This is a genomic window from Binatus soli (SeqCode) (genome assembly GCF_050015535.1).
GTDB lineage: Bacteria > Desulfobacterota > Binatia > Binatales > Binataceae > Binatus > Binatus soli.
In genome coordinates, this window is sequence record NZ_JBEKBF010000024.1 from 16,564 (window position 1) to 33,368 (window position 16,805).

A 16,805-nucleotide genomic window follows, 5' to 3' on the forward strand; every position below is an offset into this window, starting at 1 on the left:
GCCGCGCGGCAACGGCAACGCGCGTCATTCCGCGCGCATCGTGTATCCGACTCCACGCACGGTGACTATCAGCGAACGATCGTCGCCCGGATCGATCTTCTGGCGCAGCCGATTGACGAATACTTCGATCAGGTTGGTCAGGGAGTTGTAATTCGAATCCCAAACCGTCTCCGCGATCATGTCGCGGGTGACCACCTGCCCGGCGTTTCGCATCAGCAATTCGAGCAGCATCTTTTCCTTGGGCGACAGGTTCAGATTTTGCTCGCCGATTTTCGCGCGCCGCTTGACGGTGTCGAATTCCAGCTCGCCGACTTTGAGAATCGGCGATGCCGGCGCCCGCGGACGCCGCGCCAGCGCCTTGATTCTCGCCACCAGCTCGGCAAACGCGAACGGCTTGGTCAGGTAGTCGTCGCCGCCGCTGTCGAGTCCGGCCACGCGCTCTTCGAGCGATCCGCGCGCGGTCAGGATCAACACCGGCGTCTGAATCCCCGCCGCGCGCATCTCGCGCAGCAGCTCCAGTCCGCTTTTTCCCGGCAACCCAAGGTCCAGGACGATCAGATCGAGCGCGCCGCGCGCGATGGTCGCTTCGGCCTGCTCCGCACTGCCGGCGATTTCGACCGTGAAGTCTTCCTCGACCAGTCCCTGCTTGACCGCGTTGGCCAAGCGGGCCTCGTCCTCGATCAGCAGAATGCGCAGCGCGTTCATACCCTCCGATGCTGGCACGGCGGCGCATCCAAAAAAAGCAATGCGCCGCGTCTGAAATGATAATCTCGGTATCTTCGCCGCTGGGGTCGCTGACGCGGGCAAGGTCAATCCCGACAGCAGTAGTTGTCAACCTTGCCGCTTACTATACTGTTTGCGAACGTGAAGACCTTATGATTTAGCCGTTCGTAGTCGCCGCCGCTCAGAGCCTCGATGATTTCCGGACATACGTTCTGGCGAAATGGGTGACGGCTACCGTCTGACGCAATTGGGCGCTTGAGTATCGCCGCGACCGTCAAAATCGACGGCAATTGCTGTCTTGTCGGCGGTTCGCTTCTTGCCCATTCGTCGTGATGACGAAAGTTGTTCGCGGCAGCTTCGACAATCGATCCGACCGAGCATCCTTCGATCAGCGGATACGCCTTTTTCCAGATCTCGTCGTGCACGTCTAGATCGCTTTTGAATCTCTGGAGCAGATTGTTAAGGACCAGCACAATCGCCCCCGCATACGCTGCGGGACCGAATTCGTTAGCCGCGATTTCATCGTTCAACGCATGAAGTTGCTCAGCAGGAGTGGTTTCACGGATGGCGGCAACCACCTGGTTTCTCTGACCGACAAGATGCCGCTTTCGATCGCGCGAGGTGACGACCCCTTCGAACAGGGCCGTGAGCGTCGGAGAGTTGAAACGCCAACGCTGAACGAATCGGAACATAGCGTTGAATCGATCGTCGCCAAGCTTCAGGTCCCCGTCTTTGGTGAGCGATGTAACTTGAAGATCGCCGCCCGACTTGAGGACCTCTATATCGTACGTGTTTACCACGGCCTCATAGGAAGGCGTCTCCATTGCGCCGTTGGTGCATGTCATTTCGTTCCCCGCCTCATACCTCGCGCTCGGCGATCCTGGATGCTGGACACGACGCGCAGCACCCTGGTAAAAATCTCGTCCGCTCGCGGTCCCATTCGCTTGAATCTGTACCGCACTATCCTATTGCGAAATCAGCGTCGCGCGAAAGCCGATGCTCGCGAACTATCGCTTCGACGAGGGCAATTTGCGCCTAGCCTCCTGATCAGCGTCCTCGAGCGCCGTCGCGAAGCGATGCGACTGCCGCGCCTGCTCCAGCGTATGGGCAACGTGCGACAGGAGTGCATGCGGTTGAGTGATAAGATCTTTGCGACGAGGCGAATCGAAGCCGAGTTCTTCCAGGTTCAGGCCGAGCCTTCGCGCTCCAGCTTTCACGTGGGCCGACGGAGCATAGAACGCCCAAATGAAGTAGCTTGTAACCCGCAAGTCGTGGGCCTTGCCGAATTCGCCGCGGACAACCTGCGCACCAAGCTGCCTGCCAGATTTCACTTCGACAACTCTGTGGACGTTGGCAGGGGTTGGAGGGTCCGGCGATGAGGTTACGATCAAGTCAGGACGGCCGCCAAGATCGCTGTAGTGGCCGCGCAGTTGCTGTTGAGCCCATACATAACGCGGGACGCCATCTTCTTCGATCTTTAACGGACCGGCTTTGGCAAAGAGACTCACGGAACCCGAGTGTACGCTCTCCGCGCGCAGAAGGATGGACAGCAAACTTATTGCTTCGACAAGTTGCCAGGTGCGGACACCAGGAACTGGTTGCGATGCGTCGATGCGACCCGAAGTGCGATGACCGATGGACACAGATACCGTGCAGTGACCCGCGAGCTGGGTTGCTGCCTCACAGATCTCTCTCCACAACGCCTTTCGAGCGTCTATATCGGCGTCGGCGTTACCAGGCGTTGTCGCTTGCATCACTGTGCGTGTCCTACGGTTTCGTTCTTCCGTGGCTTCATCATGATTCTTGCGCAACCTCCGCCGCGTTCCGGTCGTCTCGTACCGCCAAAATTCGCACCGACGGGTAAAGCGTTTGATCGGGTTTCCACAGTGCCATGAATTCGCACCGCCTTCAGCAAGATGACTCCGACCGTAGCCAACCCGTCGAATCTCAAGCAAGCCCCACGCTCGAAATCGTTGCCTCATTCGCCGCCGCTTGATGTAACATCGCTGTGGCGCCGGCGCGGCGACTATAGAATCGGGACGGGATGCCGATGGAAGACAAAACAGTTCTCTACGAGAAACACGACCGCATCGCCAAGGTCATCCTCAACCGTCCGCGCTACAGGAACGCGCAGTCGCGGCGATTGCTCGAGGAGTTGGACGACGCCTTCGCCACGGCCAACGCCGACGACGAGGTCCGCGTCATCATTCTCTCCGGCGCCGGCGATAATTTCTGCTCGGGCCACGACCTCGGCACACCCGAAGAAAAGGAGGACCAGGAGCGCCGCCCGTATCCCAAGGGCGTGCGCGGCGAGTACGCCCGCTCGCGCCAGTTGTTCCTCGACAACACGCTGCGATGGCGCGATCTCGACAAGCCCACCATCGCGCAGGTGCAGGGCCTGTGCATCTTCGGCGGATGGATGTTCGCGGCCGCGATGGATCTGATCGTTGCCGCTGATGACGCCAAGTTCCTGCCCGCGCTCTTGCAGTACTTCTCGATCCCGTGGGATATGCCGCCGCGCAAGGCCAAGGAAATCCTCTTCCAGAGCCGCTTCGTGGACGCCGACGAGGCCTGCCGCCTCGGCTTCGTCAATATGGTCGTGCCGCGCGCCGAGCTCGAGGCGGAAACGATGGCGCTTGCGAATCGAATCGCCGAGAGCGACCGCTTCACGCTGCGCATGGTCAAGTGGGCGGTCAATTCCGCGCAGGACGCGATGGGCTACAGCACCGCGATTCGCAACGCTCATTCGCATCACATGGTGCTCGGCACCGACAGTATAATCGCCAGGCTGGAGGGGAAGGAGCTTCCCAAGCGGATGCCCGGGGTCGATCAGGCGCTCAAGAAAGTAAGGAAGTAGAGCGCCGACCTCGACGATTGGCCCGCCGCTGCGAAATTGTTACACTGCGCGAGCAGTAGAGTGAGGAGTGAGGGCCTCGCTCGGGGGATTCGTGGAGCTATCGCGGCGTGGATTTCTGAGGATTGGCGCGATTGCCGCTGCACAACTGGTTGTGCCTGCGATCGCGATGGCGCGCGCCACCGTCCAGCTTCGGCGCCGCTCGCTCAAGTTCTACAATCTGCACACCGGCGAAAGTCTGAGCACCACTTACTGGCAGGACGGTCACTACGTTGCCGGCGAGCTCGATCGCGTCAACTACATCCTGCGCGATTTCCGCGCCAACGAAGTTAAGCCGATCGATCCCGCGCTGCTCGATCTGCTGGTGCAAATCCATCATCGACTGAGCACCGCCGAGCCGTTCCAGGTGATTTCCGGATACCGCTCGCCCGTGACCAATGCGATGCTCCATGCCAACAGCGAGGGCGTCGCCGTGCACAGCCTCCATCTCGAAGGCAAGGCGATCGATATCACCGTGCCGGGACGGAGCCTGGCGCAGCTTCGCGGCGCCGCGTTGGCGCAGCAGGCCGGCGGAGTCGGCTACTACCCGCGTAGCGGATTCGTTCACGTCGATACCGGCCGCGTGCGCTTCTGGTAGCGCCGGCGCGCCGACCCGCCGCATTTAATACGCGGCGTCGAGAATCGCGATCAACTGATCGAGCGTCACGTCGGCACCGACGGTGTTTGCCCGCTTCACCTCTTCGAGCACCGTTCCCGCGATTCGCGAAATTTCCTCGCGCGGCACACCTACGTCCCGAAGCCGTGTCGGCACCTCGAACTTGCCGATGAACTTCGCCGCGCGATCGGCGCATTCCATCGCCGCCGAGCGTGGACTGCGTGCGTCGAAGCGCACGCCGAATCCTTCCGCTATCGGCCCAAAGCGATCTGCGGCGAGCTTGGCCATAAAGCGCATCACGTGCGGTAGCGTGATGCATGAAGTGACGCCGTGCGGGACATTCCACATCGGCCCGATCTGATGCCCCAACGCGTGCGAGATTCCGCCGCGAGTGTTCGACATGCCGAAAATCGAGAGCCACGCGGCAAGCTGGCATTGCATGCGATGCTCGAGTTCGTCATCGCCATGCGTTTGCAGTGACGGCAACAGATGCTCCGTCAGCAGCGCGATCGCGCGCGCCGCGAGCGCGTCGGTAACAAGCTGATGGCGCGTCGAGTACGAACCTTCGACCGCGTGATCGAGCGCGCGCATCCCGGTCGATGCCCACAGCCATGCGGGCGTTTCGACCGTCAGCGCCGGATCGAGGATGACCACCCTGGCCTGCAGGCGCGGGTCGGCAACCCCACCTTTGACCCTGGTCGATTCGTCGGTGACACCGCCCCCCGGCGTGAACTCGGCGGCCGACAACGTGGTCGGCATCGCGATATGCAGAATCTCGCGTCCGCCCGCCGTCTCTGTAGCCGCCGCGCTGAAATCTACGATGCGCGAGCCGGCGCGACCGCCCATCAACTGCCACGCCGCGTTCTTCACGGTGTCGATCGGGCTGCCGCCGCCGAAACTCACCATCGCGTCTGCGCCGACACGGCGCGCTTCTGCCACCAGTTCCGTGACGGTCTGCGACGGTACATGCTGAGCGGCGCCGGTGAACACGCCGGCAATTGCGGGGCCGGCCGCATTCTTGACCTTGTCGAGCAGTTTCGAGCGGCCGAGCGTCTTACCCGTCACGATGAGCGCGCGTTTCGCTCCGCGGCGCGTGAGCTCGCGTCCGAGTGATTCGACCTTGCCGACGCCGAAGACAACCGTCTCGAGTCGCGTGAAATGGTATTCGCCAGCGGTCTTGTCCAATTTTTTTCTCCTGATTCGCTTACTCCCGACAATCATATTCCGGTGCTTATCACTATCGAAAACACGCCAGAATCATATTTTGGTGCTTGTCACTACCGAAAACGCGGGCCCCGCTACTTGCGGCGCCGATCGAACAGGGCGACACTGATGCGGCTACCTTCGATTGGTTACTCCCGCGTTCGATCGCTTTTTCAAGGACAGGTGAAACATTGAATCTACGACACACTGCCGTCGCTCTCGCGCTGGTGGGCTGGTATTTGATGGCGCCGCCGCAGACCAGGACCTGGTGGATCGGCCCGCAACGCTACGATGATGCGGCCCCGCTTAGCAGGTGGACGAATGAGCAGTCATTCGACAAGGCGGATCTATGCGAGGCGGCTCGGCTGGCTGCTCAGCAGAATGCCGGCGACAGCGCGGTCAGCTCGGGTCACGCAGTTTGCGTTGCCACCGACGACCCGCGCCTCAAAGGCAGTCAGCCCTGGTAACCGTCATCGAATAGGACACGCATCCGCGGCTCAGCGCGCGAACGCGGGCATCACTTCCTTCGCGAACATCTCGATAGTGTCGGGCGTCATGAAGTTCAGGAAGAAGTAGGTCATGCCAAACTTCTCGATTCGAGCGGCGAGTTCGCGCTTCACGTCGTCGGGGGTGCCGATCAGGACCTGAAGCGAGGTACGCACGCTTTCGTTATTTTCGATTCCAAGCGTCTGCGCAGTCGCGGCCGCCATCGCATCGGCAGTCGCGCGATCCTTGGCCATCAGTACAAATCCTCCACCCGAGAGCTCGAGCGCGTCCGCCGCGCGGCCCGCGGCTTTCAGGAAGCCGCGAATCATCTCGATGCGCTTCTCAACCTTGCTCCGATCGAACTTCAGCGCTTCAACGACATCGACGTAGCCCTTGGTTATCGGCGGGTTCAGATTCAGTATGTCGGCTTCGTTCGCCGCGATTTCGAGTACGCGCTTGCCGCCGCCGCCAATCAGGATCGGCGGATGCGGCCGCTGCACGGGCTTGGGATCGCAATAAGCCTTGTCGATCTTGAAGTACGGCCCATGATAAGTGGGCTCGTCTTGCGTCCACATCGCCTTGAGCACCTTGATGCCGTCGAGCATCTGCTCGATGCGTTCGGCGTTCGACGGATACGGAAAGTTGTAGGCGTCGTATTCTTCCCTGAACCAGCCGGCGCCGAGCCCCGCGATAAAGCGGCCGCCGCTAAGGTTGTCGATCGACGCCATCGTCTTCGCCAGCAGCGAGGGATTGCGGTAGGACATCGAGGTGACCAGCGGCAACATCCTGATGCGCTTGGTGGTGGCAGCGACCGCACTGAGCATCGTGAAGCATTCATAGTGCGGCGCGCGCGGATCAGCCATCAGCCCGCGCATGAAGAAGTGATCGTCGATTGAAACCGAATAGTAGCCCAGCTCCTCGGCCTGCCGCGCGGTAGCTAAAGTAGCAACCGGATCGCCATTAGGAAGCCCAACATTGAATTTGATAGCTCGCATGACTGATGCTCCTTGAATTCAAACATTCATGCCCGCCACTTTAGACGCTAAGTCGCATTTCGGGCAATCCCCTAGTCCCAGTTCTTCAACTCCGGCCATAGTTGATCGAGTGTCCAACCCCTCGGCTCGCGGCAGAGATAGATCGAGAAGTGCTCTGAGGCCATTGCGTATCGATGACCGACGGAGCCCCGCTCTTCGACTCGAGCAAAGTATCGCTCAAGCCGCTCGCGTGGTATGTCGCCGAGCATAATCATGATCTTGCCGGTATACTGGCGCGGACCCCAATACCAGTAGTTCGCATGGCCACTGATCGCTTTGGGCAGACCGAGCTTTGGCCCGTAAAAGTCGATCGCTCCTGCCTCGCCGTAGTTCTGTCCGAAAATGGCCGTCTGCGCTCGTTCATCGGCGGGCAGGCTGTCGTAGACCTTCGCGACGGCCGCAGCCATCTCGGGCCAACCAAAACGGTCGGCCAATAACTGCGGCAACTCGCTTGCCTGGCGGTGTTCGATCCGCGGCTGCGAGATGCCAATGAAGTGCGTGTAGCGGATGTACGTTTCAGGCGGCAGCAGGGGCAGCACGATCAGCGCAATTAACCCACCGGTCACTGCAAGCAAGCCAAGATACGTTGGGCGCACCCAGCGCCATCGCGGCGCCGTTAGCCAGCGCTCAATCGCGACGGCCCCACCGGCGATCAGCATCGGATAGGCGGGCGCCAGGTAGTAGAACCTCCCGTCTGCAAGCAACAGCGTCAGGAGAGTTACCAGGTACGCCAATCCAAGCGCCCTGTACGGTCTGCCCTGGTAGCTGAAGAGGAAGGCCCACAAACCGCAAATCCAGATTGGAAGCGCCACCGGCTGCATGCCGAGGACTTGCTGGCCGATGAATCCCAGCGGGCTGAGAGCAACATTACGCCGGTTGCGCTTGATGTTGGCGAGCATCTCCAGGTGGGGAAAGTGATGCTGAACCATCCAGATCAGATTGGGGAGGAAGATCAGCGCCGTCACAATCCCGCCGATGAAGAACCATCGGCTGCCCATCAACCGGCGCTCGGGCGTCATCAGCAGACCGACTACCAGAGCAAAACCGAACATCGCCATGGTGTCCTTGTTTTCCAGACCTACACCAGCCAGCACTCCGAACCAGATCCAAAGTCTCGTGTCGCCTGTCTTGATCATGCGGATCAGTATCAGCACACAGCCCATCCACAAGAGCGGCTCGACGGAGTTCATCGAGAGATAACTGTCGAAAGCCAGGAAGAATGGCGCCACCAAAACGGCCACGGCGGCGAGAGCCTGCGCAAATCGTCCGCCCTCAAGTTGGCGGACCAGTGCGCCAGTGAGAAGAACAAGTCCAACGCCAGCGAGCGCCGGCAGGAGCCGAATAGCCAGAAGTGAATCGCCCAGGAGTGCGCGCGCAGTCCACGCCTGCAGCGCGGTGAGCGGCGGCATATCGACGTATCCCCAGCTCAAGTGCTCACCGCAGGCCAGGAAGTAGAGTTCGTCAACGAACAAACCATAACCGCCGGGGTTAGGCAGATGCACTATCAGTTCAAGAGCGCCGACAAAGGCTACAACGGCAGGGCCGGAGATGAAGCGGCTTTTACCGGGAATTTCCGTTTTTGATTCTCCGATTGCAGCTTCTCCGTATAGGCGGGACGGCCCCCCTCTGCAAGGTCCCACGCCCATTGATACGAGCGTGCCGGACGGGATCGGGCAGGGAAGTCGTGAAGCGAAGTTGAAACGCCGGAACGATTAATTCGCCCCGGCGGTTTCGTCATCGGGATGGGTTTAGCCCGGCTACATGCCGGTACGAGTGAGGCTCACGTTGCGCGAATTTGCCGGATCTTGCGAAACGCCGACGGCCAGCGTCGCGCTGCGCGTACCAATCGCGTACCCTTCCTTTAAGGTGGTGCTTTTCCCTGAGAAGACGCTCTTGCTCGTCGAAGTGGATGTCCACGGCCGCGCATCCGATCACCAATCCGACCACGATCATCATAGTCGCGACTAAGGCAATCGCTATCATGGCCTACGCCCCTGATCGCGTCGCGCCTGGAGCGCCGGCGACGCCAAAGATCGCGGTCGCGCCGGTTCGTGCTTTTCCTGCGTACTTGTTCATTTGCTTTTCCTCCATGTCTTACGAGGAAATGATCAGTACAGCTTATTCGGCTAATACCTCCACCATCTAGAATTAAGATATCTTATACTCGCATCTAGAGCAGCGCGCAAGCTGTATTTTCGTTATCATCGAGCGTTGGAGCTGAAGCGGCCCTCGACCAGTCTCGACATGTCCTCTCCTGAAGCCATCGCCACGCAAATCGCGCCGCCGCCGCGTCGTGTGCTGATAGTGCTGTTCGGTGCGATCGGCGACGTGGTTCGCGCGCTTCCTTTGCTCGGGCGCATTCGCAAGGCGTGGCCCGACGCGCACATCGCGTGGGCCGTGGAACCCAAGTCCAGCGGGCTACTCGACCGCCATCGCTGGCTCGACGAAGCGATCGTGTACGATCGCACGCACGCGCCATGGACGTTCATCCCGTTTCTGATGCGAATTCGCAAGGGGCATTTCGATCTGGCGATAGACCTTCAGCGTCATCTCAAAAGCGGTTTCACGTCGCGAATCTCGGGCGCCGCAGTTCGTTTTGGCTTCGCCGCGCCGAACACCAAGGAGTTCAACCATCTCTTTTCGAATCATCGGATCGCGCCGCAGCCGAACATGCGCCTGAAGCTCCTGCAATACCAGGCGTTCGGCGATGCGCTCGGAATTGCGCAATCGCCGATCGAATTCGGACTCGCCGCGACGGACCAGGAACGCGCCCGCGCGCTCGAGATGCTGCGCGATGCGCCGCGTCCGGTGCTGGCTGTGATCCTTGGCTCGTCGTGGCCAAGCCGCATCTACTTTCCTGAATCGACCGCGGCGGCAATTCGGATGGTCGCGCGCCCCGACTCCGGCAGCCCGGCGCTATTTCCCGTGTTGCTCGGCGGTCCCGACGAAACGAAACTGGCCGGCGAAGTCATGCGCCATCTCGACGGCGTTCCAGCACTCAATCTGGCCGGACGCACCTCGATCCGCGATCTGATCGCGATCTTTCCCGAATGCGCCGTCGCGTTCGGACCCGACTCCGGCCCAATGCATATCGCGGCCGCGGTGGGATGCCCGGTGGTATCGCTGTGGGGCGCCACCGCCGCCGAGCGCTCCGCGCCGTGGGGCTTCGCCGAGCTCGCAATCAGCGGCGCGATCCCGTGCCATCCCTGCTATCTTCGTCAATGCCCCATCGGGCGCGAATGCATGCGACGAATATCTGCCGAAGAAGTAAGCGTGACCGTAAGGCGGGCGCTCGCGATGCGCGGAGCGGCGAGATGACCTGGCGGATGACGGGCTTTGACGGGGCGCCGTTGACGCGCGGAGGATGGACCTTCTTCATCCCGGGCGGCGACGGGCGATTTTCAGAGCCACTTCGCGAGAGCCTGATCGCTTCGGCATTCGCCGCAATCGACGGCACCTTGGCGACTCGCGTACGCCGCTCGCGTCACGCCGAGACGTGGTTCGAGCATTTCGATGGTGCGAGAGGTTTCGACGCCTATTTCAAGGTGCTCGACCCGATCCGCGGCCTGAATCGAATCAGGTGGACATTCAAACGCAGGCGCGCCGCGCACGTTGCGTCGATATTGGAGCATCTGCGCGCCGACGGCGTGGGTGTCCCGGACATTCTGCTGCTCGGCGCCGAGCGCCGCGGCGGACGCGAGATCATAGTAACCGCGCGGGTCGACGGGTCTAGTGCTGTGCGCCATTTCAAGCATGCGAAGCTCGCGTCCAGGCGCGTCATGTTGCGCGCGCTCGGCGCGGAGGTCGCGCGATTGCATCGCGCCGGATATATCCACGGCGACTTGACGCCGTACAACATCTTCGTCACCGAACTGGAGCCGCCGCAATTCGTTTTCATCGATCACGAACGCACCCGGCGCACGATTCTGAGCCGCTTCGAGCGGCCGCGGATGCGCAATCTCGTTCAGCTGGGGCACCTCGAGATCGGCGGCGTCACGAATACGGATCGGATGCGGGTGTGGTGCGGCTACGCCGCGGCGTTTTCGGCGCGACGCCGGCGCGCGGAACGCCGCCGTGTTGCCGGGATGCTTGCGGCCAGAATTGCGGACGACCGGAAATGCGCAGGCGTCGCCGCCCGCGCATCGGCGTCCGTGGGGCAGCATCGGGAGGCGAGCGGGAGCTGATGGCCGAGCGGACGCAAATTTCCGTGGTGATTCCGGTGTACAACGAAGCCGCGACGATCGGCCGCGTAATCGAGCGCGTGCTCGATTGCGGCTTCGACCCCGAGGTCATCGTCGTCGATGACGCATCGACCGACGGCACTACCAAGTTTCTGCGCGAGTTCAGCCATCCGCGCGTTCAATGTTTCTATCATACCGTCAATCGCGGCAAAGGCGCCGCGCTCCGGCTCGGCTTTGCGGCGGCGAAAAATCCTTACCTCTTCGTGCAGGACGCCGACCTCGAATACGATCCCAGGGACTACGCCGCAATGATCGGCCCGCTGCTCGACGGGCGCGCCGACATGGTTTACGGCTCGCGCTTTCTCTCCGGGCCGCATCGCGTCATGTTCTTCTGGCACTACGTGGCGAACCGCGCGGTGACCCTGCTCTCCAATATGGTAAGCGATCTCAACCTGACCGACATGGAGACGGGGATGAAGGGTTTCGTGCGCGAGAAATTGATGAGGCTCAAGCTCAACGCCAATCGCTTCACCTTCGAGCCCGAGATCACCGCCAAAGCGGCGCGCGCGCGATGGCGAATCTACGAGGTGCCGGTGTCGTATTCGGGACGGACCTACGAAGAGGGCAAGAAGATCGGTATTCGCGACGCGCTGACCGCGGTGTGCGCAATCCTGTATTACAGATTTTTCGATTGATGCGATCAAACTGTAATATGACGCAGACAGTTCAACATGACGACGCCATCCAAGTGCATCCCAACAGCAACACGGTTGACGCCCCGGCGCTGAGCATCGCCGGCATCGATCCCGAACTCGGCTTCGCCGGGGGCGAGACGCAGGTGCTTGGCTTGACGATTGCGCTGGCCGGCGGCGGTCATCGCGCGGAGTTGATTTGCGATCCCGCGGGACGGCTCTGGGAGCGGGCCATCGCCGCGGGCATAAGATGCCATCCGCTGCGCATCCGCAACGCTATCGACCTGTCAGCCGGCATCCGGCTGCGCGCGATTCTCAAACGCGAAGGCTATGACGTCGTTCATTTCCACACCTCGCGCGCGCATTCGATGGCGCCGTTTGCACGCGGCTTCGCGCGTGCGCTGGTCGTTACGCGGCGGATGGACTACAGGCCCAACCGCGTTTTCGCGCCGTACCTGTACAATCGCGCGGTCGATGGCGTGGTCGCGATCTCCGGCGGCGTTGCCGATTCGCTGGCGGCCGCGGGCGTCGATCGCCGGCGCACTACCGTTGTTCCGAGCGGCGTGGATTGCGACCGCTTCCGCCCGCCAACTCCTCCGGAACGCGCCGATGCCCGCAGCGCGCTCGGAATATCCGATGGCGAGTTCGTGATTTCTGCGGTTGGCGCACTCGAGCCGCGCAAGGGCCATCGCTATCTCATCGAAGCAATCGCGCAGCTCGCGCTGACAGCATCGTCCGTCAAGTTGAAATGTTTTATCGCAGGTCAGGGATCGACTCGCGGAGAACTCGAACACGAAATCGCGCAACTGGGATGCGCTGAGAGCGTCAAGCTGCTCGGCAGAATCGACGACCCGCGCGAACTCCTGTGGGCGTCGGACGTCTTCGCGATGCCGTCGCTGAAGGAAGGGCTCGGCGTAGCCGCTCTGGAAGCCATGGCGAGCGCGCTCCCCGTGATTGCGAGCGACGTGGGGGGACTGCGCGAAGTGGTGGAACACGATCGCACCGGAATCATCGTGCCGCCGGCGAATCCCGAAGCAATTGCGTCGGCGATCGGCCGCCTGGCGGAATCGACCGGGCTGAGATCGCAGATGGGCGCGGCGGCGCGGGTGCGCACCATGGAAAATTATTCGATGGCGACGATGGCCGCGCGGACACTCGCGCTCTATCGCGCGTGTGTGAGAAAAACGCGGGCAGAAAGGGAAGAAAGGAACAGAGTGAAATGAAAAGCATGACCGGGTTCGGCAGGGCTATCGCCGAGCAGGACGGCACTCGCGTGATTGCCGAAGTGCGCGCGCTCAACCAGCGATTTTTCGAACTCAAGCTGGCGGTGCCGCGCGGATGGGGCGAGCATGAGGCCGAGATTCGCAAAGCCGTACAAAATGTCGTCGCGCGCGGACGAGTCGAAATTTTTATCAAGTCGGTTGCGCTGAAGCCTCCGCCGGTGCGGCTCGAGGTGAACGATCGGCTGGCGAATTTGTACGTTGCCGAACTGCGCCGTCTGGGCAAGCAGCTTCATCTCAACGGCAATCCGGACATTGGATCGATCCTCAACCGACCTGAAATTTTTCACGTCGTCGAGGAGGAGCACGACTCGGGCGCGGCATTCAGGCTTGGCCACAAGGCTTTGGTTCGCGCGTTGAAAGCGCTGGATGCCGAGCGTGTGCGCGAAGGGCGCAGCCTGCACAAGGATTTCGCGGTGCGGGTTCGCAATATCGAAGCGGCGGTGCCGAAAATTGAACGGCTGGCCGAGCAGACGCGCGCGGAAATAATGGACAATTTTCACAAGCGGATTCGCGAACTCCTGGCAGATTTGCCGGTCAACGAGAAACGTCTCTATGAGGAGGCGTCGTCCGCCTCGCAGCACGGCGATATCAGCGAAGAGATCACGCGTCTGCGCACGCATCTCGACGGTCTCAAGGCGCTGCTCAAGCGCCAGGGGCAGGTCGGGAAGTCGATTGAATTTGTGCTCCAGGAAATCAACCGCGAAGTAAATACGATGGGTTCGAAGTCGCAGAACGCGGCGCTTTCTCAGGTAACGGTTGAAGTAAAGGCGGAAGCGGAAAAGATGCGCGAGCAGGTCCAGAACGTCGAATAAGATATAGTAGAAGGGCCTTTACATACGGTTAATGGCTTCTATACCGTTGAAATCACGTGATTCTTTGCCGCCGAGGCGCGGTATAATCTTCATCCTTTCGGCGCCTTCGGGGGCCGGCAAGACCACGATTTGGCGCGCGGCGCTCAAGGCGATAGCGGGCCTGGAGTTTTCGGTATCCTTGACCACGCGCGCGCCGCGAGAAGGCGAGGCGGACGGAATCGATTACAGCTTTGTGAGCGAAGAAGAATTCAAACGCAGGCAATCGTCCGGCGAACTCGCCGAATGGGCGCGTGTGTTCGAATCTTTTTACGGCACGCCGCGCGCGCCGCTGGACGCCGCGATCGCCTCGGGCCGCGATATCCTGCTCGACATCGACATTCAGGGCGCTCGGCAGATTCGCGCCATCTATCCCGGCGATTCCGTCGCCGTCTTTGTACTCCCGCCGAGCTTCGCCGAGCTCGAGGGGCGCCTGCGCGGGCGCGCCACGGAGGAAGAATCGAAGATTCAGCACCGGCTTCGCAAAGCGCGCGACGAAGCCCAGGCCTATCCCGAATACGACTATCTGATCGTCAACGCCGAGGTTGATGAATCCGTTGCGCAGCTCGAAACGATCGTAGACGCAGAGCGGCTCAAGGTCGGCCGCCTGCGCGGCGAATTCGCGCCGTGGAAGAGTTAGCGCAAAGCGCTCCCGACCAACTCGCCGGCCTCATCGGGCGGGTGCAGACTTACAACCCGCAGGCCGACATCGGCCTCATCCGGCGCGCGTACGATTACTCGGCGCGGATGCATCTCGATCAGAAGCGCGAATCGGGCGAGCCCTACGTCACGCATCCCCTAAACGTCGCGATGATCATCGCACAGCTCAAGCTCGACGTGCCTTCGATCGTCACCGGCTTGCTGCACGACGTCGTCGAGGATACGGAGGCGTCGCTCGCGGAGGTGCAGACGGATTTCGGCGCCGAGGTCGCGCAGCTCGTCGACGGAGTGACCAAGGTCTCGAAGATCACGTTTCAGAGCCGCGAGGAAAAGCAGGCCGAGAATTTCCGCAAGATGATCATCGCGATGGCGCACGACATCCGCGTCGTGCTGATCAAGCTCGCCGACCGCCTGCACAACATGCGCACGCTCGACCATCTCGCCGCCGACCGGCAGCAGGAGATCGCGCGCGAGACGATGGAAATTTACGCACCGATCGCTCATCGCCTCGGAATCTACTGGCTCAAGTCGGAGCTCGAGGACCTGTCATTTCGCTATCTGAATCCAACTGCGTACCAGGCGCTGAAGGCCTTTGTCGCGGCCAAACGCACAGAGCGCGAGGAGTACATCGCCGCCGTCATTGAGATCCTGTCGCGCCGCCTCTCCGACAGCGGGGTAACGGCTGAGGTCACCGGCCGGCCCAAACATTTCTTTTCGATTCACTCCAAGATGCAGGAGATGGGGCTCAGCTTCGAGGAAATCTACGACCTGGTCGCGTTCCGCATCATCGTGGGCACGGTGCGCGAATGTTACGAGGCGCTCGGGGTCGTGCACGCCAACTGGAAGCCGGTGCCCGGCCGCTTCAAGGATTACATCGCGCTGCCCAAGGCCAATATGTATCAGTCGCTGCACACCACCGTGATCGGTCCGCGCGTCCAGCGGATGGAAGTGCAGATTCGTACGCGCGAGATGCACAAGGTGGCCGAGGAAGGGATCGCGGCGCACTGGAGCTACAAGGATGGCAACTCCAGGGAGCTCAAGGACACGGAGCGGTTTGCATGGCTGCGGCGCCTGATCGAATGGCAGCAGAATCTCAAGGACCCCCAGGAATTTCTCTCGACCGTCAAGGACGATCTGTTTCCCGAGGAAGTTTTCGTTTTCACGCCCAAGGGCGACGTCTTCGATTTTCCGCTCGGCTCGACCGTGATCGACTTCGCCTACCGAATCCACTCCCAGGTCGGCAACCATCTCGCCGGCGCGCGCGTCAACGGACGCATGGTGCCGCTGCGCTACCGGCTTCGATCGGGCGATACGGTCGAGGTGCTGACCTCCGAAAAGCAGGTGCCGGGCAAGGATTGGACCAACTACGCAGCCACCGCGCGTGCGAAATCGCGCATCCGTCAATGGCTGCGCAATCAACAAGCAGAACGCTCCCGCGATCTCGGCATATCGCTGCTCGATCGCGAGCTCGAACCGGTCAAGCTCAGCGTCACGCAGCTTAGATCGGGCAAGCGTCTGGACGGAGTCCTCGCGGAATTCTCGCAACGCGACGTCGAAAGCCTGCTCGCCGCGGTCGGCTACGGAATAATCACGCCTGCGCAGTTGCTCGCGAAACTGCTGACGCCCGACGAGCTGAGACTCTATCGTCCCGAGAAACCACCCACGCCGCTGGGGCCGGCGCAAAGAGAGCGCGCCGCCAAGGAAGCGCGCAAATCCGCCAGCGGTGCGGTCGTGGTCTCGGGCGTAGGCGACATGCTGGTGCGATTCGCGCGATGCTGCAATCCGCTCCCGGGCGAGGCGATCACCGGCTTCATCACGCGCGGACGCGGCGTTACGGTGCACGTCGCTGGATGCGCGCATGCGCTCAATACCGATCCTCAGCGGCGCGTGCCGGTAGTATGGAAGGACGGCGAGGAAGCGCCGCGGCCGATTCAGCTCGAAGTGCTATGCGCCGATCAGCCGGGCTTGCTCGCCGCGATGACCAAGGCGATCGCCACGGCGGGCGTGAATATATCGACCGCCGAAGTGAAGACTCACGGCGCCGACGGACGCGCACTGGCGGTCTTCGAGGTCAGCGTGACCAGCGCCCGTCAATTGAACAACCTGATGAACTCGATCGGCGCGATCGACGGCGTCATGCGCGTGTCGCGCCTCGGCCAGCCAAACGGCAATCGCCATTGATCTCG

The 16,805-nt window shown here is 61.5% G+C and carries 17 protein-coding genes; 11 read left to right on the forward strand and 6 right to left on the reverse strand.

The window, feature by feature from the left end:
* Positions 1 to 24: 24 nt before the first annotated feature.
* The 3 genes from ABR989_RS16250 to ABR989_RS16260 all read right to left on the reverse strand — a co-directional run bounded on the left by ABR989_RS16250 (position 25) and on the right by ABR989_RS16260 (position 2,480).
* A complete protein-coding gene (locus tag ABR989_RS16250; protein WP_428130362.1) occupies positions 25 to 723 on the reverse strand; it encodes a response regulator transcription factor in 699 nt (232 codons plus the stop codon).
* An 86-nt stretch (positions 724 to 809) separates the two neighbouring features.
* The gene (locus ABR989_RS16255) at positions 810 to 1,568 is read right to left on the reverse strand and encodes a hypothetical protein (RefSeq protein WP_428130363.1); all 759 of its coding nucleotides are present in this window, start codon (positions 1,566 to 1,568) and stop codon (positions 810 to 812) included.
* 162 nt (positions 1,569 to 1,730) lie between these two features.
* Positions 1,731 to 2,480 carry a hypothetical protein gene (locus tag ABR989_RS16260; protein WP_428130364.1) on the reverse strand — a complete coding sequence of 250 codons (750 nt, stop codon included), beginning with the start codon at positions 2,478 to 2,480 and terminating at the stop codon, positions 1,731 to 1,733.
* Between the two features lie 293 nt (positions 2,481 to 2,773).
* Here ABR989_RS16260 and ABR989_RS16265 point away from each other — a divergent pair, with 293 nt between their 5' ends.
* Positions 2,774 to 3,580 carry an enoyl-CoA hydratase-related protein gene (locus ABR989_RS16265; RefSeq protein ID WP_428130365.1) on the forward strand — a complete coding sequence of 269 codons (807 nt, stop codon included), beginning with the start codon at positions 2,774 to 2,776 and terminating at the stop codon, positions 3,578 to 3,580.
* 67 nt (positions 3,581 to 3,647) lie between these two features.
* A complete protein-coding gene (mepK, locus tag ABR989_RS16270; protein WP_428130366.1) occupies positions 3,648 to 4,214 on the forward strand; it encodes a peptidoglycan L,D-endopeptidase MepK in 567 nt (188 codons plus the stop codon).
* A 24-nt stretch (positions 4,215 to 4,238) separates the two neighbouring features.
* Here mepK and ABR989_RS16275 read toward each other — a convergent pair whose 3' ends face one another.
* A complete protein-coding gene (locus ABR989_RS16275) occupies positions 4,239 to 5,417 on the reverse strand; it encodes an iron-containing alcohol dehydrogenase (protein ID WP_428130367.1) in 1,179 nt (392 codons plus the stop codon).
* A gap of 209 nt (positions 5,418 to 5,626) precedes the next feature.
* Here ABR989_RS16275 and ABR989_RS16280 point away from each other — a divergent pair, with 209 nt between their 5' ends.
* Positions 5,627 to 5,902, forward strand: a complete 276-nt coding sequence (locus tag ABR989_RS16280; RefSeq protein WP_428130368.1) for a hypothetical protein — start codon at positions 5,627 to 5,629, stop codon at positions 5,900 to 5,902.
* A 30-nt stretch (positions 5,903 to 5,932) separates the two neighbouring features.
* On the opposite strand, the gene ABR989_RS16285 is transcribed toward ABR989_RS16280, so the two are convergent.
* Both ABR989_RS16285 and ABR989_RS16290 read right to left on the reverse strand, forming a co-directional pair.
* Positions 5,933 to 6,916, reverse strand: a complete 984-nt coding sequence (locus ABR989_RS16285; protein ID WP_428130369.1) for a TIGR03619 family F420-dependent LLM class oxidoreductase — start codon at positions 6,914 to 6,916, stop codon at positions 5,933 to 5,935.
* Between the two features lie 71 nt (positions 6,917 to 6,987).
* Positions 6,988 to 8,427, reverse strand: a complete 1,440-nt coding sequence (locus ABR989_RS16290; protein ID WP_428130370.1) for a glycosyltransferase family 39 protein — start codon at positions 8,425 to 8,427, stop codon at positions 6,988 to 6,990.
* A 313-nt stretch (positions 8,428 to 8,740) separates the two neighbouring features.
* On the opposite strand from ABR989_RS16290, the gene ABR989_RS16295 reads away from it, so the two are divergent.
* From ABR989_RS16295 to ABR989_RS16330, 8 genes are all read left to right on the forward strand, one after another.
* Positions 8,741 to 8,923 carry a hypothetical protein gene (locus ABR989_RS16295; protein WP_428130371.1) on the forward strand — a complete coding sequence of 61 codons (183 nt, stop codon included), beginning with the start codon at positions 8,741 to 8,743 and terminating at the stop codon, positions 8,921 to 8,923.
* A 243-nt stretch (positions 8,924 to 9,166) separates the two neighbouring features.
* Entirely contained in the window at positions 9,167 to 10,273 is a 1,107-nt protein-coding gene (locus ABR989_RS16300; RefSeq protein WP_428130372.1) for a glycosyltransferase family 9 protein, read from the forward strand.
* The gene (locus ABR989_RS16305; RefSeq protein WP_428130373.1) at positions 10,270 to 11,139 is read left to right on the forward strand and encodes a lipopolysaccharide kinase InaA family protein; all 870 of its coding nucleotides are present in this window, start codon (positions 10,270 to 10,272) and stop codon (positions 11,137 to 11,139) included. The genes ABR989_RS16300 and ABR989_RS16305 overlap by 4 nt, the downstream gene beginning before the upstream one ends.
* Positions 11,139 to 11,831, forward strand: coding sequence for a glycosyltransferase family 2 protein (locus ABR989_RS16310; protein WP_428130374.1), 693 nt, complete (start codon positions 11,139 to 11,141; stop codon positions 11,829 to 11,831). Before ABR989_RS16305 ends, ABR989_RS16310 begins: the two co-directional genes overlap by 1 nt.
* 17 nt (positions 11,832 to 11,848) lie before the next feature.
* The gene (locus ABR989_RS16315) at positions 11,849 to 13,051 is read left to right on the forward strand and encodes a glycosyltransferase (protein ID WP_428130375.1); all 1,203 of its coding nucleotides are present in this window, start codon (positions 11,849 to 11,851) and stop codon (positions 13,049 to 13,051) included.
* Positions 13,048 to 13,923, forward strand: coding sequence for a YicC/YloC family endoribonuclease (locus ABR989_RS16320; protein WP_428130376.1), 876 nt, complete (start codon positions 13,048 to 13,050; stop codon positions 13,921 to 13,923). The genes ABR989_RS16315 and ABR989_RS16320 overlap by 4 nt, the downstream gene beginning before the upstream one ends.
* 31 nt (positions 13,924 to 13,954) lie before the next feature.
* Positions 13,955 to 14,599 carry a guanylate kinase gene (gene gmk, locus ABR989_RS16325; RefSeq protein ID WP_428130377.1) on the forward strand — a complete coding sequence of 215 codons (645 nt, stop codon included), beginning with the start codon at positions 13,955 to 13,957 and terminating at the stop codon, positions 14,597 to 14,599.
* A complete protein-coding gene (locus ABR989_RS16330; protein WP_428130378.1) occupies positions 14,587 to 16,800 on the forward strand; it encodes a RelA/SpoT family protein in 2,214 nt (737 codons plus the stop codon). Before gmk ends, ABR989_RS16330 begins: the two co-directional genes overlap by 13 nt.
* The last annotated feature ends 5 nt before the right edge of the window (positions 16,801 to 16,805 follow it).

Excerpts from the sequence above, each read along its gene's own strand:
- ABR989_RS16255 (WP_428130363.1), bottom strand. The coding sequence starts at position 1,568 with ATGACATGCACCAACGGCGCAATGGAGACGCCTTCCTATGAGGCCGTG.
- ABR989_RS16265 (WP_428130365.1), top strand. The coding sequence starts at position 2,774 with ATGGAAGACAAAACAGTTCTCTACGAGAAACACGACCGCATCGCCAAG.
- ABR989_RS16285 (WP_428130369.1), bottom strand. The coding sequence starts at position 6,916 with ATGCGAGCTATCAAATTCAATGTTGGGCTTCCTAATGGCGATCCGGTT.
- ABR989_RS16305 (WP_428130373.1), top strand. The coding sequence starts at position 10,270 with ATGACCTGGCGGATGACGGGCTTTGACGGGGCGCCGTTGACGCGCGGA.
- ABR989_RS16310 (WP_428130374.1), top strand. The coding sequence starts at position 11,139 with ATGGCCGAGCGGACGCAAATTTCCGTGGTGATTCCGGTGTACAACGAA.
- ABR989_RS16315 (WP_428130375.1), top strand. The coding sequence starts at position 11,849 with ATGACGCAGACAGTTCAACATGACGACGCCATCCAAGTGCATCCCAAC.
- ABR989_RS16320 (WP_428130376.1), top strand. The coding sequence starts at position 13,048 with ATGAAAAGCATGACCGGGTTCGGCAGGGCTATCGCCGAGCAGGACGGC.
- gmk (WP_428130377.1), top strand. The coding sequence starts at position 13,955 with ATGGCTTCTATACCGTTGAAATCACGTGATTCTTTGCCGCCGAGGCGC.